The organism is Allobosea sp. 117, from assembly GCF_000702305.1.
In the GTDB taxonomy this organism is placed as follows: Bacteria; Pseudomonadota; Alphaproteobacteria; order Rhizobiales; family Xanthobacteraceae; genus Ancylobacter.
Genome location: NZ_JNLC01000013.1, coordinates 284,908 through 300,881, shown reverse-complemented (window position 1 = coordinate 300,881; position 15,974 = coordinate 284,908). Strand labels below are relative to the sequence as shown.

At 71.6% G+C, this 15,974-nt stretch carries 11 protein-coding genes; 5 read left to right on the top strand and 6 right to left on the bottom strand.

The window, feature by feature from the left end:
• Positions 1-29: 29 nt before the first annotated feature.
• The 4 genes from U742_RS0112600 to hemC form a co-directional block, all read right to left on the bottom strand.
• Entirely contained in the window at positions 30-1,646 is a 1,617-nt protein-coding gene (locus U742_RS0112600) for a heme biosynthesis protein HemY (protein WP_029353514.1), read from the bottom strand.
• Positions 1,643-2,983: a hypothetical protein gene (locus tag U742_RS0112595; protein ID WP_029353513.1), complete on the bottom strand. Its 1,341-nt coding sequence runs from the start codon at positions 2,981-2,983 to the stop codon at positions 1,643-1,645. Before U742_RS0112595 ends, U742_RS0112600 begins: the two co-directional genes overlap by 4 nt.
• 90 nt (positions 2,984-3,073) lie before the next feature.
• Positions 3,074-3,778: a uroporphyrinogen-III synthase gene (locus U742_RS0112590; protein WP_029353511.1), complete on the bottom strand. Its 705-nt coding sequence runs from the start codon at positions 3,776-3,778 to the stop codon at positions 3,074-3,076.
• A 2-nt stretch (positions 3,779-3,780) separates the two neighbouring features.
• Positions 3,781-4,710 carry a hydroxymethylbilane synthase gene (hemC, locus tag U742_RS0112585; RefSeq protein WP_029353509.1) on the bottom strand — a complete coding sequence of 310 codons (930 nt, stop codon included), beginning with the start codon at positions 4,708-4,710 and terminating at the stop codon, positions 3,781-3,783.
• 105 nt (positions 4,711-4,815) lie between these two features.
• Here hemC and tsaD point away from each other — a divergent pair, with 105 nt between their 5' ends.
• From tsaD to U742_RS0112570, 3 genes are read left to right on the top strand one after another with little or no spacing between them, the layout of a single operon-like run.
• Positions 4,816-5,898, top strand: coding sequence for a tRNA (adenosine(37)-N6)-threonylcarbamoyltransferase complex transferase subunit TsaD (tsaD, locus tag U742_RS0112580; RefSeq protein WP_029353507.1), 1,083 nt, complete (start codon positions 4,816-4,818; stop codon positions 5,896-5,898).
• The gene (locus U742_RS0112575) at positions 5,898-6,893 is read left to right on the top strand and encodes an NAD(P)H-dependent glycerol-3-phosphate dehydrogenase (protein WP_029353506.1); all 996 of its coding nucleotides are present in this window, start codon (positions 5,898-5,900) and stop codon (positions 6,891-6,893) included. Before tsaD ends, U742_RS0112575 begins: the two co-directional genes overlap by 1 nt.
• A 25-nt stretch (positions 6,894-6,918) precedes the next feature.
• Positions 6,919-7,338, top strand: coding sequence for an EVE domain-containing protein (locus U742_RS0112570; protein ID WP_029353504.1), 420 nt, complete (start codon positions 6,919-6,921; stop codon positions 7,336-7,338).
• Positions 7,339-7,348: 10 nt separating this feature from the next.
• On the opposite strand, the gene U742_RS0112565 is transcribed toward U742_RS0112570, so the two are convergent.
• Positions 7,349-7,903, bottom strand: a complete 555-nt coding sequence (locus U742_RS0112565; RefSeq protein ID WP_051661123.1) for a DUF3280 domain-containing protein — start codon at positions 7,901-7,903, stop codon at positions 7,349-7,351.
• 114 nt (positions 7,904-8,017) lie between these two features.
• Here U742_RS0112565 and U742_RS0112560 point away from each other — a divergent pair, with 114 nt between their 5' ends.
• Entirely contained in the window at positions 8,018-8,665 is a 648-nt protein-coding gene (locus U742_RS0112560; RefSeq protein WP_029353502.1) for a class I SAM-dependent methyltransferase, read from the top strand.
• 198 nt (positions 8,666-8,863) lie between these two features.
• Positions 8,864-10,819 carry an acetate--CoA ligase gene (acs, locus tag U742_RS0112555; protein WP_029353501.1) on the top strand — a complete coding sequence of 652 codons (1,956 nt, stop codon included), beginning with the start codon at positions 8,864-8,866 and terminating at the stop codon, positions 10,817-10,819.
• A gap of 121 nt (positions 10,820-10,940) precedes the next feature.
• Here acs and U742_RS0112550 read toward each other — a convergent pair whose 3' ends face one another.
• Entirely contained in the window at positions 10,941-15,815 is a 4,875-nt protein-coding gene (locus U742_RS0112550; protein ID WP_029353499.1) for an NAD-glutamate dehydrogenase, read from the bottom strand.
• Positions 15,816-15,974 lie beyond the last annotated feature (159 nt).

Below are 15,974 nucleotides of genomic sequence, written 5' to 3'. Positions count from 1 at the left end.
CAGCCCGTCAAAAGGCTGGCGAGGCGACCTCAGGCCCGGAATTGAGGCGACGACGCGCGCCCGTCGGGCATGTCGTCGGGATCGCCCCCCGGTCCGGGATCGTCCGGCAGATGCGGCGTCGCGATCACTGCCGAGGCCCGGCCGGCCGCCACGGCCGCAGGGCGCGGCTCCTGGGTCGGCACCAGCGCCGGCGCGGCCACCAAGGTCGGCGGCTCCGGCGTCGGAGCCTTTTCCGGTGTCGCCGGCTCGTTCACCACCACGACGGTCTGGCGCGTCTCGGCCGCTTCCGCGAGTGCCCGGCTCTGCACCGCGGCGGCGATGGCCGCCGTCACCCGTTCCGCCTCGTGTTCCAGCACCGGTGTCGCCGCGACTCCGGGCGGCACTTCCCACACATAGGCATCGAGCCGGCCGCTGATCGGCGAGATCGGCGCCCAGCGCTCAGCCACCACCCCGTCGGCGATCCAGACCGGATCGCGCGCGGCGCGCATTGCCCGCGCGCTCCATTCGCGCGCCTTACCGACATCCCCGCTCTCCGCCGCCTCCAGCTCGGCCATCAGCAGGCAGACGCGCTGCGTCGGCGCCTCCAGCAGCGGCGCCAGCGCGGCCCGGGCGGCGGCGAAGTCCTGCGCGTCGAGCGCCGCGCGGGCGAGCGCCATCGCGCTCTCCGGGTGCGCCGGCGCGCGGGCGATGAGATTGCGCACGCGCTTCAGCCGGTCACGCGCCGCGTCGCCGGCGCGCAGATAGAGATAAGCCTCGGCGAGGTCGGGATGCGGGGTCGCGGCATAGGCGGCCTCGAGGATTTTCGAGGCCTTGCGCACATCACCACTGGCGCCGAGCAGCCGGCCGGCGGTCGCCGCCGCCGGCACCAGGGTCGCCACCAGCTTGACCGCCTCCAGAGCCCGCTCACGCGCCACCGCCGGATCGGACAGCTCGAGCGCCTGCGCCTCCGCCGCCAGCAGCACGGCGCGCCGGCGCCGGTGCGTCGCGCGGTCGAGCGAGCCGTGCGCGGCTTCGCGCTCCAGCATCGCGCGCGCGGCGCCGTAATCGCCAGCAAGGCAGCGCGCCTCGATCACCGCATCGGCCGCCCAGGCGAGCCCCGGCTCGAAGCGCACCGCCTCCTCGGCGGTCACCAGCGCGGCGGCCGCATCGCCCCGGCGGCGCGCCTCGACATGCAGGCCGCGCAGGCCGAGCAGCCGGGTCGAGGGCGTCTCCGCCATGGCGCGGAACGCCGCCTCGGCGCCCTCGGCGTCGCCGGAAAGCTGCGCCGCCTGCGCGGCAAGCAACCGGGTCAGCGGCTCGCTCGCGATCAGGCGCTGCGCATCGGAGGCGGCGCGCCGGGCCCCGGCGACATCGCCGGAGCCGACCGCCACCAGCCCGCGCGAGACCGCCGCCCAGCCGCGCGCCGAGCGCCGGTTGCGCAGCGCGAGCGCGATCAGGTCGGGCGAACGGAAGAGCAGCCGGATCAGCGACCAGATAAGGATCGCCGCGGCGATGACTGCCAGCAGCGCGCTCGCCGCCACCATCACGCTGGTCTGGATCTGCCAGCCCTGCCAGACGATCGCCACCTCGCCCGGACGATCGGCGAGCCAGGCGATGCCGAAGGCGAGCAACGCGAGCGCGAGGAGATAGACGACGAGGCGGATCATGGCGTCGCTCCGAGGCCGGCGAGAACCTGACGGTCGAGCGTCGCCACGGCGGCGAGCGCGCTCTGGCGTGCCTCGATGGCGGCGACGATCGGCGCAGCCGGCGCCGCTTCCGCCTCCGGCAGGGATTTCAGGCTGGCCAACGCCGCGTCGAAATCGCCGCGCGCGAGGGCGGCCTCGGCAGTGCCGACCTGCGCCGGGGTGACGGCGCCGGCGACCGGCGCCTCGGCAACGCGCTTGACGCTGACGAGGCCGACGGCGCTGCGCTTCAGACGGTCGAACATCCCCTCCTCGCCGCCAGCGGGCGGCGAAGCGGACTCCGCCGCAGGGGCCGGCGCGGGCGCCGCCTGCGGTGCGAAGGCCGCGCGCAGGCGCTCGGCGAGCTGCGGGCCGTTCGGCAGGCCGCTCGCCGCGCTCGCCTGCAGCGGCGCGAGCGCCGCCCCGGCCGGTCCGAGCAGCGAGCGGGCGGCCCCGAGCTCGACCTCGAACGGCGCGGCGGAGGCGATCGCCCCGCGCAGCGCCGCCAGCGCGCCGAGCTGCGCCGCGCCGCGCGCCTTATCCTCGCCCGCCTTAGCCGCCGCCTCGATGCGCTGCTCCAGCCCGGCGACCTTGGCGCCGAGCTCGGTGAGCGCCTCCGGCGAGGCGGCCGGCCGGCTGGCGTCGGTATTGGCCTGCTTGGCGAGCGCCTCGGCCGCGGCGATGCGCTCCATCAGCTCCGGCGATGCGGCAGGCGCCGCAGGTGCGGGCGCGGATGTCGCCGCCGTCTCCACCGCCACGATCTTCTTTTCGAGCTCGGCGATCTGCGCCTTCAGCGGCCCGACATCGGCCGGCGGCACGCTCGCCTGCCGGCTCTCCAGCACCTCGATGCGCTGGCGCAGGTCGACCACGCGCGCCTCGACATCGGTGATGGCGTCGATGTTCTCCGCCGCGCCATAGAAGCTGGATGCCACCGCGAAGGCGAAGCCCCCGCCGATCAGGCCGGACAGCAGCGCCGCGAGGAGCACCGCGAAGAAGCCCATCGGCCGGCGCTCCGGCGTCTCAGGCGGGGAGGATGACGGCGCCTCGGCTCCGGCGATGCCGGCCGGCGTCGGCTCGGCGGTTTCGCCGGCCTCGGCAGCCATGGCCTCGGAGCCGCCTTCCGCCTTGTCTGGCGGCGAATCTTCAGTGGCCGCGTCCGGCGCCGGATCGCGCGGCGTCACGTCGGTGGCGGCGAGGTCGATGGTCGGCGGCGCGCGCCGCTTGAAGCGCCCGCTCGCGGAATCGCGCTGCGGCGCGCCGGCGGCCGGGTCGTGCGAGGCCGGTGCGTGCTTGGGATCATCTGCCGGGTCGTCGCTTGCCACTGCCCACCTCACCGATCTTGAACGCCGATCCGGCCCCTTGGGGATAGACCGCCCGTCCCTCCTCTGCAACCTCGGCAGGACGCTTATGGTTCACCGGCCGATGAGGTCGAGCAAGGCCTCTTCGGTGGGGGCGGCCGCGATCCGCGCCGGCGCGCCTGCCGCCTCCAGCGGCGCGGCGACATTCCGCGAGAAGCACAGATGGTCGATCCGCGCCAATGCGGCGGCAAGGCCGGCCTCGGTGGCCCGCGCGGCGAGCGTCGCGGCGGTGCGCGGCGAGAAATGCAGCGCGACGTCAATCCCGCCGCCCCCGAGGGCCGCTACGGTCGCGTCCGAAAGTCGCAACGCGGCAACCGCGCGGTAGATCACGAACAGCTCCACCGCGATGCCGACCTGCGCCAACGCCGCGCCGAGATCGACCGCCCGCTCCTCGCCGGCGATGTGCAGGAGCCGTGCACCCTTTGGCAGCTCGGCCTGCAGCAGGACGACGAGCGCCGCGCCGTCGCCACCGGCCACCGCGACGCGCGAAAAGCCTTCCGGCGCCGCCGCGGCCGTGCGCCGGCCGACCGTGTAGAGCGGCAATCCCTTGAGGCCGACAAGCTCCGGCCGACCGGCCAGCGCCCGCGCCCCGTTCACGCTGGTCAGCACCACCGCATCGAAACGGCCGGCGGGCAGCCGCGCCCCAGGAACCGGCTCGACGACCAGCATCGGATCGACCAGCGCCTCGTGGCCCATCGCCGCCAGCCGCGCGGCGGTGGCGTCGGCATCCGGCTGCGGGCGCGTCACCAGCACGCGCATGGCTAGGTCGGGATCAGGCCGGGCGGAGCCGCTGCGCGCACCTCGCGCCCCGCATCCGCGCCGAGCCGCACCGCTTCCGCGCGCGGGCCGCGCCGCGCCGTCTCGAAGGCCGCGCTGCCGTCGGTGGCGAGCAGCATGCCGCGGAAGCTGATCTCGTCGTCGGTGACCTGCGCGAGGCCGGCGATGGGCGTGCGGCAGGAGCCGTCCAGCTCGGCGAGGAAGGCCCGTTCCATCGAGACGGCGAGCGCCGTGTCGGCGTCGGTCACGGCGGCGAGCAGCAGGTTGGTCGGCGGGTCCTCCGCGCGGCATTCGATGGCGACCGCCCCCTGCCCCACCGCCGGCAGGAACAGATCGGTGTCGAGCACCGCGCTGGCACGCCCTGCGAGGCCGAGGCGGGAGAGCCCGGCATAGGCGAGCAGCGTGCCGTCGAAGGTGCCGTTCTCCACCTTGGCGAGCCGTGTGTGCACATTGCCGCGCAGCAGCGACACCTGAAGGTCGGGCCGCAGGCGCCTGAGCTGCGCCTCGCGCCTGAGCGAGGCGGTTCCCACCCTGGCGCCGGGCGGCAGGTCGTCGAGCGAGTTCCCCTCGCGCAGGATCAGCGCATCGCGCACATCCGCGCGCGGCAGATAGCCGGCGATGTGCAGCCCGTCCGGCAGCCGCGTCGCCATGTCCTTGGCGGAATGCACCGCGAGGTCGATGCGCCCGTCGAGCAGCGCGTCCTCGATCTCCTTGGTGAACAGCCCTTTGCCGCCGGCGAGCGCCAGCGCCCGGTCGGTGATGGTGTCGCCCGACGTGCGGATCACCTCGATCGCCACCGCTTCCTCCGGCCAGCCATGGCGCAAGACCAGCGCCTCACGCACCGCATGGGCCTGCCAGAGGGCGAGCGGACTGCCACGGGTGCCGATGCGGAGGCGGGGAAGCGATTGCGTCATGATGGTCAGCGATGATAGCGGTTCCAGGGCGGTCCAGAACACTCAGCCCGACCGCAAAGTCAACGGCGGGTCGCATCACGCGCCCGCAAGGCCACGGCACCCGCGATGAGCGACCTCCTGCTGCTCGGCATCGAGACCACCTGCGACGAGACCGCCGCCGCGGTGATCCGCCGCCATCCCGATGCGAGCGGCGAAATCCTCTCCAACGTCATCCTCTCGCAGATCGCCGACCATGCCGAATATGGCGGCGTGGTGCCGGAGATCGCCGCGCGCGCCCATGTCGAGGTGCTCGATGAGGTCGTGGCGCAGGCGCTCAGCGAGGCCGGCGTGACGCTGGCCGATCTCGACGGCATCGCCGCCTCCGCCGGGCCGGGTCTGATCGGCGGCGTCATCGTCGGGCTGACCACCGCCAAGGCGATCGCGCTCGCCGCCCACAAGCCGCTGATCGCGGTCAATCACCTCGAAGCGCATGCGCTGACCGCGCGGCTGACCGATTCCGTGCCCTTCCCCTATCTGCTGCTGCTGGTCTCCGGCGGGCATACCCAGCTCGTCTGCGTCACCGGCATCGGCCAGTACGTGAAGCTCGGCGGCACCATCGACGACGCCATCGGGGAAGCCTTCGACAAGGTCGCCAAGATGCTCGGCCTGCCCTATCCGGGCGGACCGGCGGTGGAGAACGCGGCGGTGAGGGGCAATGCCGAGCGCTTCGCCCTGCCGCGCCCGATGCTGGGGCGGCGCGAGCCGGACTTCTCGCTCTCCGGCCTCAAGACCGCGGTGCGGCAGGAGGCGATGCGTATCGCGCCGTTGAGCGAGCAGGACGTGGCCGACCTCTGCGCCTCCTTCCAGCACGCCATCGTCGAGGTGATCGCCGACCGGGTGCGCGCGGCGCTCCGGCTGATGCGCGAGCGCGGCGAGAAGCCGAACGCGCTGGTGCTCGCCGGCGGCGTCGGCGCCAACGAGGCGGTCCGCCGCACGCTGCAGAAGGTCGCGGCGGATGCCGGCACAAGGCTCGCCGTGCCCCCGCCCGCGCTCTGCACCGACAATGGCGCGATGATCGCCTGGGCCGGCGCCGAGCGCCTCGCCCTCGGCCTCGTCGACGATCTCGACGTGCCGCCCCGCGCCCGCTGGCCGCTGGCCGAGCCTGCCGCCGCGCCCGCCGCCGGACCTGCTTCCGAGTCCACCGACTGATGCCCGAGCGCTTCAACCGATTCGGCGTCGCCGGCGCCGGCGCCTGGGGCACCGCGCTCGCCAACGCTGCCGCCCGCGCCGGCCGCGAGGTGGTGCTGTGGGGGCGCGACGAGGCCGCGATCGCCGAGATGGCGCGCACGCGGCGCAACGAGCGGCATTTGCCCGGCGTCGAGCTGGCGCCGTCGGTCTCGCCCTCCGCCTCGCTGCACCGGCTGGCCGACTGCGAGGTCGTGCTGCTGGTGGTGCCCGCGCAAGCCAGCCGCCAGGCCGCTCAGGCCCTTGCGCCGCATGTGAGGCCCGGCACGCCGGTGGTCACATGCGCCAAGGGAATCGAGCGCGGAACGTTGAAGTTCATGACCGAGGTGGTGGCGCAGGCCTGCCCGGCGGCGGTGCCGGCGATCCTCTCCGGTCCGAGCTTCGCCGCCGACGTCGCCGCCGGCCTGCCGACGGCGGTGACCCTTGCCGCGCAGGATCTCGGCCTCGCCGAGGCGCTCTCGACGGCGCTCGGCTCGCCCTCCTTCCGGCTCTATCACAGCGACGACGTGCGCGGCGTCGAGATCGGCGGGGCGGCGAAGAACGTGCTCGCCATCGCCGCCGGCATCGTCGCCGGCCGGGCTCTGGGTGCCAGCGCCGGGGCGGCGCTGATCGCCCGCGGCTTCGCGGAGCTGATGCGGTTCGGCAAGGCCTTCGGGGCGCGGACCGAGACCCTGACCGGGCTCTCCGGCCTCGGCGACCTCATCCTCACCGCCTCCACCGCGCAGTCGCGCAACTATGCGCTGGGCATCGACATCGGGAAGACCGGCCGTTTCTCGGGCGAGGCCGGCACCAGGCTCGCCGAGGGCGCCTTCACCGCCGGCGCGCTGGTCGAGATGGCGCGCGCGCGCGGCGTCGACATGCCGATCGCCGAGGCGGTGGCGAGCGTACTGGCCGGAAGCCGCGACATCGACGCCGCGATCGGGCTACTGCTGGCACGCCCGCAGAAAGCCGAAACGTAAGTGCGAACAGCGAGATAGACGAATCATGGCGCATTGGCTCTACAAATCCGAACCCTTCAAATGGTCCTGGGACATGCAGGTCGCCGCCGGCGCCAAGGGCACGCACTGGGACGGCGTGCGCAACCACCTCGCCAAGCAGCAGCTTCTGGCCATGAAGCTCGGCGACCAGGGGTTCTTCTACCACTCCAACGAGGGCAAGGAGATCGTCGGCATCGTCGAGGTGATCAAGGAGGCGTACCCCGACCCCTCCGACCCGACCGGCAAGTTCTTCATGGTCGACCTCAAGGCGGTGAAGCCGCTGCCGAAGCCGGTGAGCCTCGCCGCTATCAAGGATGAGCCGCGCCTCGCCGAGATGGCGTTGCTGAAATATTCCCGCCTCTCCGTGCAGCCGGTCACCGACGCGGAATGGAAGATCGTGCTGGAGATGGCCGGCGCGAAGAGCTGAGCGGGTCTTGTCACGGTGTGCGGGGTGCCGCGAGCAGCCTGTTGTCCATCAGCCATTTGACGCCGCGCGGCCAGGCATAGTTGGCGCCCATCCTGAGGCCGGTGAACGCATTGCTGACCACGGCACCCGTCCGCGCGTCGCGGACCATGATCTGCATGGTGTATTCGGTGCGGTTCACGCGGGTGATCAGCCCGACCATCGACTGGTCGGCGCCGAGATCGCGGGCGAGCGCCGAGTCGCACCCGTTGCAGGCCCGCACGCCGCCCGCCGAGGCGATGCCGGCCACGGCGGCGGCGGTATCGACCGTACTGTAGCGGCCGGAGGCTTCGAGCATCTTTCGGGCGAGCTCGCTCGCCGCCTTGAGGTTGGTCCGGTCGTTGGCGTCCTCGGCGATAACGCCGCCGCCGGCGCTGCGGTCATTGAGCTCGAAATCGAAGACGGCGATCTTCGTGGGTACGGATTCCGCCGCCCGGAGCGCGGGACTTGCGCTCAGCAGGGCAAGGCCGATAACCAGCCCGGCCCGGATCGGCAGCCGGCCATGAACAGGTGGAAGCGTCTCTGACATGCGGCACCTTCGGCGCGAGGCTGGCATCGAGAAATCCGAGCATACGCTTCTCGGCCTCGCTCCGCGAGCCGTCCCGCCATCGCCGCCCCGCGCCGCTGCGCTCCGGGGACGGCTATGATCGCGCCCGCCGCCTTCATCCGCGCCGAGACGCGGCTGCGCCCGGTGCCGCTGGTGCCGGAGATCAGCCTGCACGTCGCCGACGAGGCGGTGCCGATCTGGCAGCGCACCGAGGAGGAGCTCGGCGCGATGGGCCTGCCGCCGCCCTTCTGGGCCTTTGCCTGGGCGGGCGGTCAGGCGCTCGCACGCTATGTGCTCGACCATCCCGAGACGGTGCGGGACATGCGGGTGCTCGACTTCGCCTCGGGCTCCGGGCTGGTCGCCATAGCCGCCGCGAAGGCCGGCGCGCGCCATGTCACCGCCGCCGACATCGATGCCTTCGCCGTCGCGGCGATCGGGCTGAACGCGGAAGCCAACGAGACAGCCCTGCTCCAGCCCGTCGCGGCCGACCTCATCGGCACCGACGCCGGCTGGGACGTCGTCCTCGCCGGCGACATCGCCTATGAGCGCGATCTCGCGGGACGCGTCTTCGCCTGGATGGAAGGTCTCGCCCGGCGCGGGGCGCGCGTGCTGATCGGCGATCCGGGCCGCTCCTATCTGCCGCGCGAGCGGCTCGAGCGTCTCGCGGAATACGGCGTGCCGGTCTCGCGCGAACTCGAGGACAGCGAGATCAAGCGCACCGCCGTCTGGCGGCCCCGCGCCTGAGCCGGGCACAGCGTCGAACGGGGGGCTGCTCCCCGGGTCGGGATCGCCTGTTTCGGGCGCCGTATAAGCACTTTATCGCACGACCAAAGTCTCGCGCCGTGCATCCTTGTCGGGCGCCGGGGTGCTGACCATAATCCCCTCACGATGCAAGACGGGCTGTCCACGACAGACGCCCTCGGCGCGCAAGGGAGAAACGCCATGTCCGAGAAAGTCTACGACGTCCCCTCCGTCTGGACGAAACGCGCCTATCTCGACGAAGCCGGCTACCGCGCCCGCTATGCCGCCTCGATCGCCGACCCCGAGGCCTTCTGGGGCGAGGAGGGCAAGCGGATCGACTGGTTCCGGCCCTACACCAAGGTGAAGAACACATCCTTCGCTCCGGGCGCCGTTTCGATCAAATGGTTCGAGGACGGCGTCACCAACGTCGCCTGGAACTGCATCGACCGGCATCTGAAGACGCGCGGCAACCAGGTCGCCATCATCTGGGAAGGCGACGATCCCTCGCAGTCGCGCACCATCACCTATCAGGAACTGCACGACGAGGTCTGCCGCTTCGCCAACGTGCTGCGCAACCGCAACGTCGAGAAGGGCGACCGCGTCACCATCTATCTGCCGATGATCCCGGAAGCCGCCTTCGCCATGCTGGCCTGCGCGCGGCTCGGGGCGATCCATTCGGTGGTGTTCGCCGGCTTCTCGCCGGACAGCCTCGCGAGCCGCATCCGCGACTGCGATTCCAAGGTCGTCATCACCGCCGACGAAGGCCTGCGCGGCGGCCGCAAGGTGCCGCTGAAGGCCAATGTCGACGCCGCCATCGCCAAGACCGACGGGGTCGACCACGTCATCGTGGTGAAGCGCACCGGCGGCGCGGTCGACATGACCCCCGGCCGCGACGTCTGGTATCACGAGGCGGCCGATCTCGTGACCAGCGAGTGCCCGGCGACGCATGTGAACGCCGAGGACCCTCTGTTCATCCTCTATACCTCCGGCTCGACCGGCCAGCCCAAGGGCGTGCTGCACACCACCGGCGGCTATCTCGTCTACGCCTCGATGACGCACCAGTATGTCTTCGACTACCACGAGGGCGACATCTACTGGTGCACCGCCGACGTCGGCTGGGTGACCGGGCACAGCTACATCGTCTACGGCCCGCTCGCCAACGGCGCCACTACGCTGATGTTCGAGGGCGTGCCGAACTATCCGACCAACTCCCGCTTCTGGGAAGTGATCGACAAGCACCAGGTCAACATCTTCTACACCGCGCCGACCGCCATCCGCGCGCTGATGCAGGGCGGCGACGAGCCGGTGAAGAAGACCAGCCGCGCCTCGCTGCGCCTGCTCGGCTCGGTCGGCGAGCCGATCAATCCGGAAGCGTGGGAATGGTATCACCGCGTCGTCGGCGAGGAGCGCTGCCCGATCGTCGACACCTGGTGGCAGACCGAGACCGGCGGCATCCTCATCACCCCGCTGCCCGGCGCCATGAAACTGAAGCCGGGCTCGGCGACGCTGCCCTTCTTCGGTGTGCAGCCCCAGGTGGTGGATGCCGAAGGCCATGTGCTGGAGGGTGCTTGCGAGGGCAACCTCGTCATCGCCGATAGCTGGCCCGGCCAGATGCGCACGGTCTACGGCGACCATGACCGCTTCATGCAGACCTATTTCTCGGCCTATCCGAACAAGTATTTCACCGGCGACGGCTGCCGGCGCGACGCCGACGGCTATTACTGGATCACCGGGCGCGTCGACGACGTGATCAACGTCTCCGGCCACCGCATGGGCACCGCCGAGGTGGAGAGCGCCCTTGTCGCCCATCCGAAGGTGTCCGAGGCCGCCGTGGTCGGCTATCCGCACGACATCAAGGGCCAGGGCATCTACGCCTATGTGACGCTGATGGCCGGCGAGGCGCCGACCGAGGAGCTGCGCAAGGAGCTTGTCGTCTGGGTGCGCAAGGAGATCGGCCCGATCGCCTCGCCCGACCTCATCCAGTTCGCGCCGGGCCTGCCGAAGACCCGCTCCGGCAAGATCATGCGCCGCATCCTGCGCAAGATCGCCGAGGACGAGTTCGGCAGCCTTGGCGACACCTCGACGCTGGCCGACCCGGCCGTGGTCGACGACCTGATCAGCAACCGCCAGAACAAGCGCGAGGCCGGGGCGGCGTAGCCGCGCCGGGAGATCGTCCCCGCACGAATGACGTCATGCCCGGCCTCGTGCCGGGCATTCGCGTCTCCCAAGGGCGACCAGAAACGTCAATGGCCGGGACGAGCCCGGCCATGACGGGGACCTACCCCTTCACCAGGTCCCCAAGCAGGCTTGCCGCCACCGACAGCTTGGAGACACTCAGCCCCGAGCCGGCGATCTCGTGCACGGCGTTGCGCGCACGCTCGACCTCGGCGCCGCGCGCCTGCGCCCAGCCCTCGACGCCGGCGGCGCCCGGACCGAAGCCTGCCAGCACCTCGGCGGTGAGGCGCCGCACCGCGATCTCGAAGGAGGCGATGGCGCGCTCCAGCGCCAGCCGGTCGTAATAGTCCGGCACCGAGAGCGCCCGCGCCGGGCCGAGAATGTGGTCGAGCCGGAAGCTCAGCGCCACCGCGAAGAAGGTCGCCGCGACATCGGAGATGGAGGCGCCGGCACGGTCGGCGATCATCACGATGTCGGTCGAGTTCTCCACGGCGGGCAGCATGGCGATGCGACGCGCCAGCTCCTCGGGCACGCCGGCCTGCGTCCAGCCGGTGACGCGCGCCTGGTTCTGCGCGCGCGTCTCCTCCGGCAGCAGGTCGCGCACCACCCCGCGCAGCGTGTCGACCACCGGTGCCACGCCGGCGGCATAATGCGCCACCAGCTCGTCGAGGCTGCGCTTGAGATCGACGTTGCGCAGGAACCAGACGGTGCGGTCGAGCACCAGCTCCTGCACGGCGGCGTAGAGCTCGAGCTGCACCGCGCCCCGCACCTTGCCGTCCAGCGCGTCGATGGAGCGGTTGAGGCCCTCGACGTCGAAGCCGTCCCGCGTCGCCGCGAACGCCTTGGCGATCGAGCCGGCATCCGCCCCGGTCTCGTCGGCGAGCCGCGTCAGAAAGGCCGGCCCGCCATGGTTGATCATGGCGTTGCAGAGCTGGGTCGCGATGATGTCGCGGCGCAGCCGGTGCCCGTCGACGCCGTCCGGGAAGCGGTCATTCAGCTCAAGCGGGAAATAGGCCTTCAGCTCGTGGGCAAGATAAGGATCGTCAGGCACGTCGCTGTCGAGCAGGTCGGAATGCGCGGTAAGCTTGGCATAGGCGAGCAGCACCGCGAGCTCCGGCCGGGTCAGCGCCTCGCCGCGCCCGCGCCGCTCGGTAAGCTCGACATCCGAGGGCAGGAATTCGACGGCGCGGTCGAGCAGCCCGCGCGATTCGAGGTTCGCCATCAGCCGCTGGTGGAAGCCGAGCTCATCCAGCGCGCGCCGCTCGGCGAGCGAGAGCGCCAGCGTCTGCAGGTAGTTGTTGCGCAGCACCAGCACCGCCACCTCGTCGGTCATGCCGGCGAGCAGCGCCGCACGCGCCTCGGCGTCGAGGCGCCCGTCACGATAGGGCTTGCCGAGCGCGATCTTGATGTTCACCTCGACGTCCGAGGTGTTCACGCCGGCCGAGTTGTCGATGGCGTCGGTGTTGAGCCGTACGCCCCGGCGCGCCGCCTCGATGCGCCCGCGCTGGGTGACGCCGAGATTGGCGCCCTCGCCGATCACCTTGGCGCGAACCTCGGTGGCGGCGATGCGGATGGCGTCGTTCGCCCGGTCGCCGACCTGCGCGTCGGTCTCGCCGGACCAGCGGATATAGGTGCCGATGCCGCCGAACCAGAGCAGATCGGCCGGCGCCCGCAGGATCGCGCTCATAACCTCGGCGGGCGAGGCGCTCGCCTTGTCGAAGCCGAGCGCGGCGCGCACCTGCGGGGATAGCGGGATGCTCTTGGCCGCGCGCGAGAACACGCCACCGCCTTCCGAGATCAGCGCCTTGTCGTAGTCCTGCCAGCTCGAGCGCGGCAGGTTGAACAGCCGCCGGCGCTCGGCGAGCGAGGCGACCGGATCCGGGTTCGGATCGAGGAAAATGTCGCGATGGTCGAAGGCCGCGACCAGCTTGATCGTGTCCTCCAGCAGCATGCCGTTGCCGAACACGTCGCCCGACATGTCGCCGACGCCGACCACGGTGAAGGGGGTGACACGGATGTCGACATCCATCTCGCGGAAGTGCCGCTTCACCGCCTCCCAGGCGCCGCGGGCGGTGATGCCCATGCCCTTGTGGTCGTAGCCGACCGAGCCGCCGGAGGCGAAGGCATCGTCCAGCCAGAAGCCGCGCGCCTGCGACAGGCCGTTGGCGATGTCCGAGAAGGTCGCCGTGCCCTTGTCGGCGGCGACGACGAGATAGGGGTCGTCCGCATCGTGCCGCACCACCTCGCTGGGATGCACGATCTCGGCGCCCTCGATGTCGTCGGTGAGGTCGAGCAGGCTGCCGACGAACAGCTTGTAGGCCTCGATCCCCTCCGCCTGGATCGCCTCGCGCGGGCCGGCCGGGAGTTGCTTCGGCACGAAGCCGCCCTTGGCGCCGACCGGCACGATCACCGCGTTCTTCACCTGCTGCGCCTTGACGAGGCCGAGCACCTCGGTGCGGAAGTCCTGCGGCCGGTCGGACCAGCGCAGCCCGCCACGCGCCACCCGGCCGAAGCGCAGATGCACGCCCTCGACGCGCGGCGAATAGACGAAGATCTCGAACAGCGGGTGCGGCAGCGGCAGGCCCTCGACCTCGCCGCTGGCGAACTTGACGGCGATCGCCCCCTTCGGGTGCCCGTCCGGGCCGTTCTGGAAGAAATTGGTGCGCAGCGCCGCCTCGATCAGATTGGCGAAGCGCCGCAGCATGCGGTCCTCGTCGAGGCTCTGCACGTCGGCGAGCGCGGTCTCGATCTCGGCGCGGATCGTCGCCTGCCGCTCGGCGCGGCCCTCATCGGGCCCGAGCTCGAACCGGGCGTGGAACAGCGCCACCAGCTTCTCCGCGATGGCGGGATGCGCGTTCAGCGTCGCCCAGAGATAGTCCTGGCTGTAGGGCACGCCGACCTGCCGCAGATAGCGGGCGAGCGTGCGAATGAGCGCGACGTCGCGCCAGCCGAGCCCGGCATTCAGCACCAGCGCGTTGAAGCCATCGCTCTCGGCCGTGCCGGTCAGCACCGCCATGAGGCAGGCGTGCAGGCGCGATTCCAGCACGTCGAGCGCGATCTCGCCTTCGCCGCGCCGGCCCAGCACCATGTCGTGGACATAGACCGGCGCCCCGCCGGCCGGCTTCACGGTGAAGGTGCGCTCGTCGACCACGACGAAGCCCATCGCCTCCAGCAGCGGCACACGCTCGGAGAGCGGACGCGGCACCTTGTAGCTCAACACCTTAAGCGCGACGCGGCTTCGGTCCGGTCGGTCGAGCCCGGGCGGCCGGTGGAAATCGACCGCGACCGGCTTCGCATCGCCCAGCCGCTCGATCAGCCGCATGTCGGCGAGCGCCCCCTCCGGCGGATAGCCGTCCTGGTAGCCGGCGGGGAAGGCGCTGGCATAGCGCAGCCGCAGCGCCGCCGCCTGATCGGGCGGATAGACGAGGCCGATGGCGCGGGAGAGCCCGTCGTCCCAGGTGCGGATGATGGCGGAGACCTGTGCCTCCAGCTCGGCGCGCGGCACGTCGGGCGCCTGCTCGCTCATCCGCTCGATGTTGAAGTGAACGCGGGTGAGCGGGCCTTCCATGAACAGCGGGCGGAAGCTGGTTAGGCGTCCCCCGTAGCTGGCGGCGAGATAGGCGCCGATGCGCTCGCGCACCGAGCTGTCGTAGCGGTCGCGCGGCACGAAGACGAGCACCGAGACGAAGCGGTCGAAGCGCTCACGCAGCGAGAGCACGCGCACGCGCGGATGCTCGTCGAGCTGGAGTATGGCGAGCGCGAAATGGTAGAGCGTCGGCGGATCGACCTGGAACAGGTCGTCGCGCGGATAGCTCTCCAGCACCTTCACCAGCGCCCGCCCGGAATGGCTCTCCGGTGCGAAGCCGGCGCGGGCGAGCACGTCGGCGACCTTGCGGCGCAGCAGCGGAATGGTGCGCGCCGAGCTGGTATAGGCGGTGACGGTGAACAGGCCGGCGATGCACAGCCCGCCGACGATCCGGCCGGCCTCGTCGTAGCGCTTGACAACCACGACATCCATCCACGCCCGGCGATGGACGCGCGAGAGCGTGCGTGACTTGGTGACGATCAGCGGGCTCGGCTCGCCCAGCACGTCGGAAAGGTCGACGGAGACGCCTTCCGGGTCGGCCGGGCGGCGGAACAGCCGGAATTCCGAATCGGCCAGCAGCCCGAGCGCGTCGTCCATGCGGCGCACGAAGCTGCCTAGATCGGCCCGCTCGCCCGCCGGAACGGCAATGTCGTAATGGCGGCAGCCGAGGAAGGTGAAGTTGCCGGCGAGCAGCCATTCGAGGAAGGCGACCGCCTCGCTCACCTCGTCGGCCGGTCCGGGCGCGGCGCGCAATTCCTCCACCGCCTGCGTCACCTGGCGCATCATCGGCTGCCATGCGTCGACCGCCGAGCGCACCTCCCGCATCACCTCGCCCAGCGCCGCGGCGATCGTCTCCCGGCGGCCCTCGTCCTCGATGCGGGCGACATGGATGTGGATCAGGCTCTCGCGCCGGGCGCGGGCGTCCTGCGCGCGGTCGGCCGGGCCGGCGTCGGTATCGGCGAGCCCGTGCAGCGTGCCGGCGGCATCGCGCTCCACCTTCAGGATCGGGTGCACCACCAGGCTGGCCACAAGGCCCTGCGCGTTCAGCTCCGCCATCGCCGAATCGAGCAGGAATGGCATGTCGTCGTTCAGGATCTCAATGACGGTGACCTCGCCGAGGCGCTCGCCATCGGCAGGCTCGGGAAGGAAGACGCGGATGTCGGCGCCGCGCGTGGTGCGCCGCTTGAGATGCGCGAAGGCCGCGCGGGCGAGCTCGGCCAGCTCGTGCGCGCTGTAGAGCCTCACATCCTCCGCCACCGCCCGCCCGAACAGCCGCGCGGCGAAATGCACCGGCACCTCGTCGTCGGTCGCATCGAGGATTACGTCGGCCTGCTCGACCAATTGCCGCGCGGCCCGCTCGTCCTCGCTCGCGAGGAAACCTTCGACACCCATTCTTTTCTCCTCCCACGACGCCCGAGCCGGGATGAACGGCTGGCGCCTATCCCTGCACCTTACACCCGACGGCCGGATGACAGCAGGGCGGCATCTGTTGCGGCGGCGCAACATGCGGTGAGGAACATGCGGGCCTCGCCTGCCGCGAGGGCAGCGGGT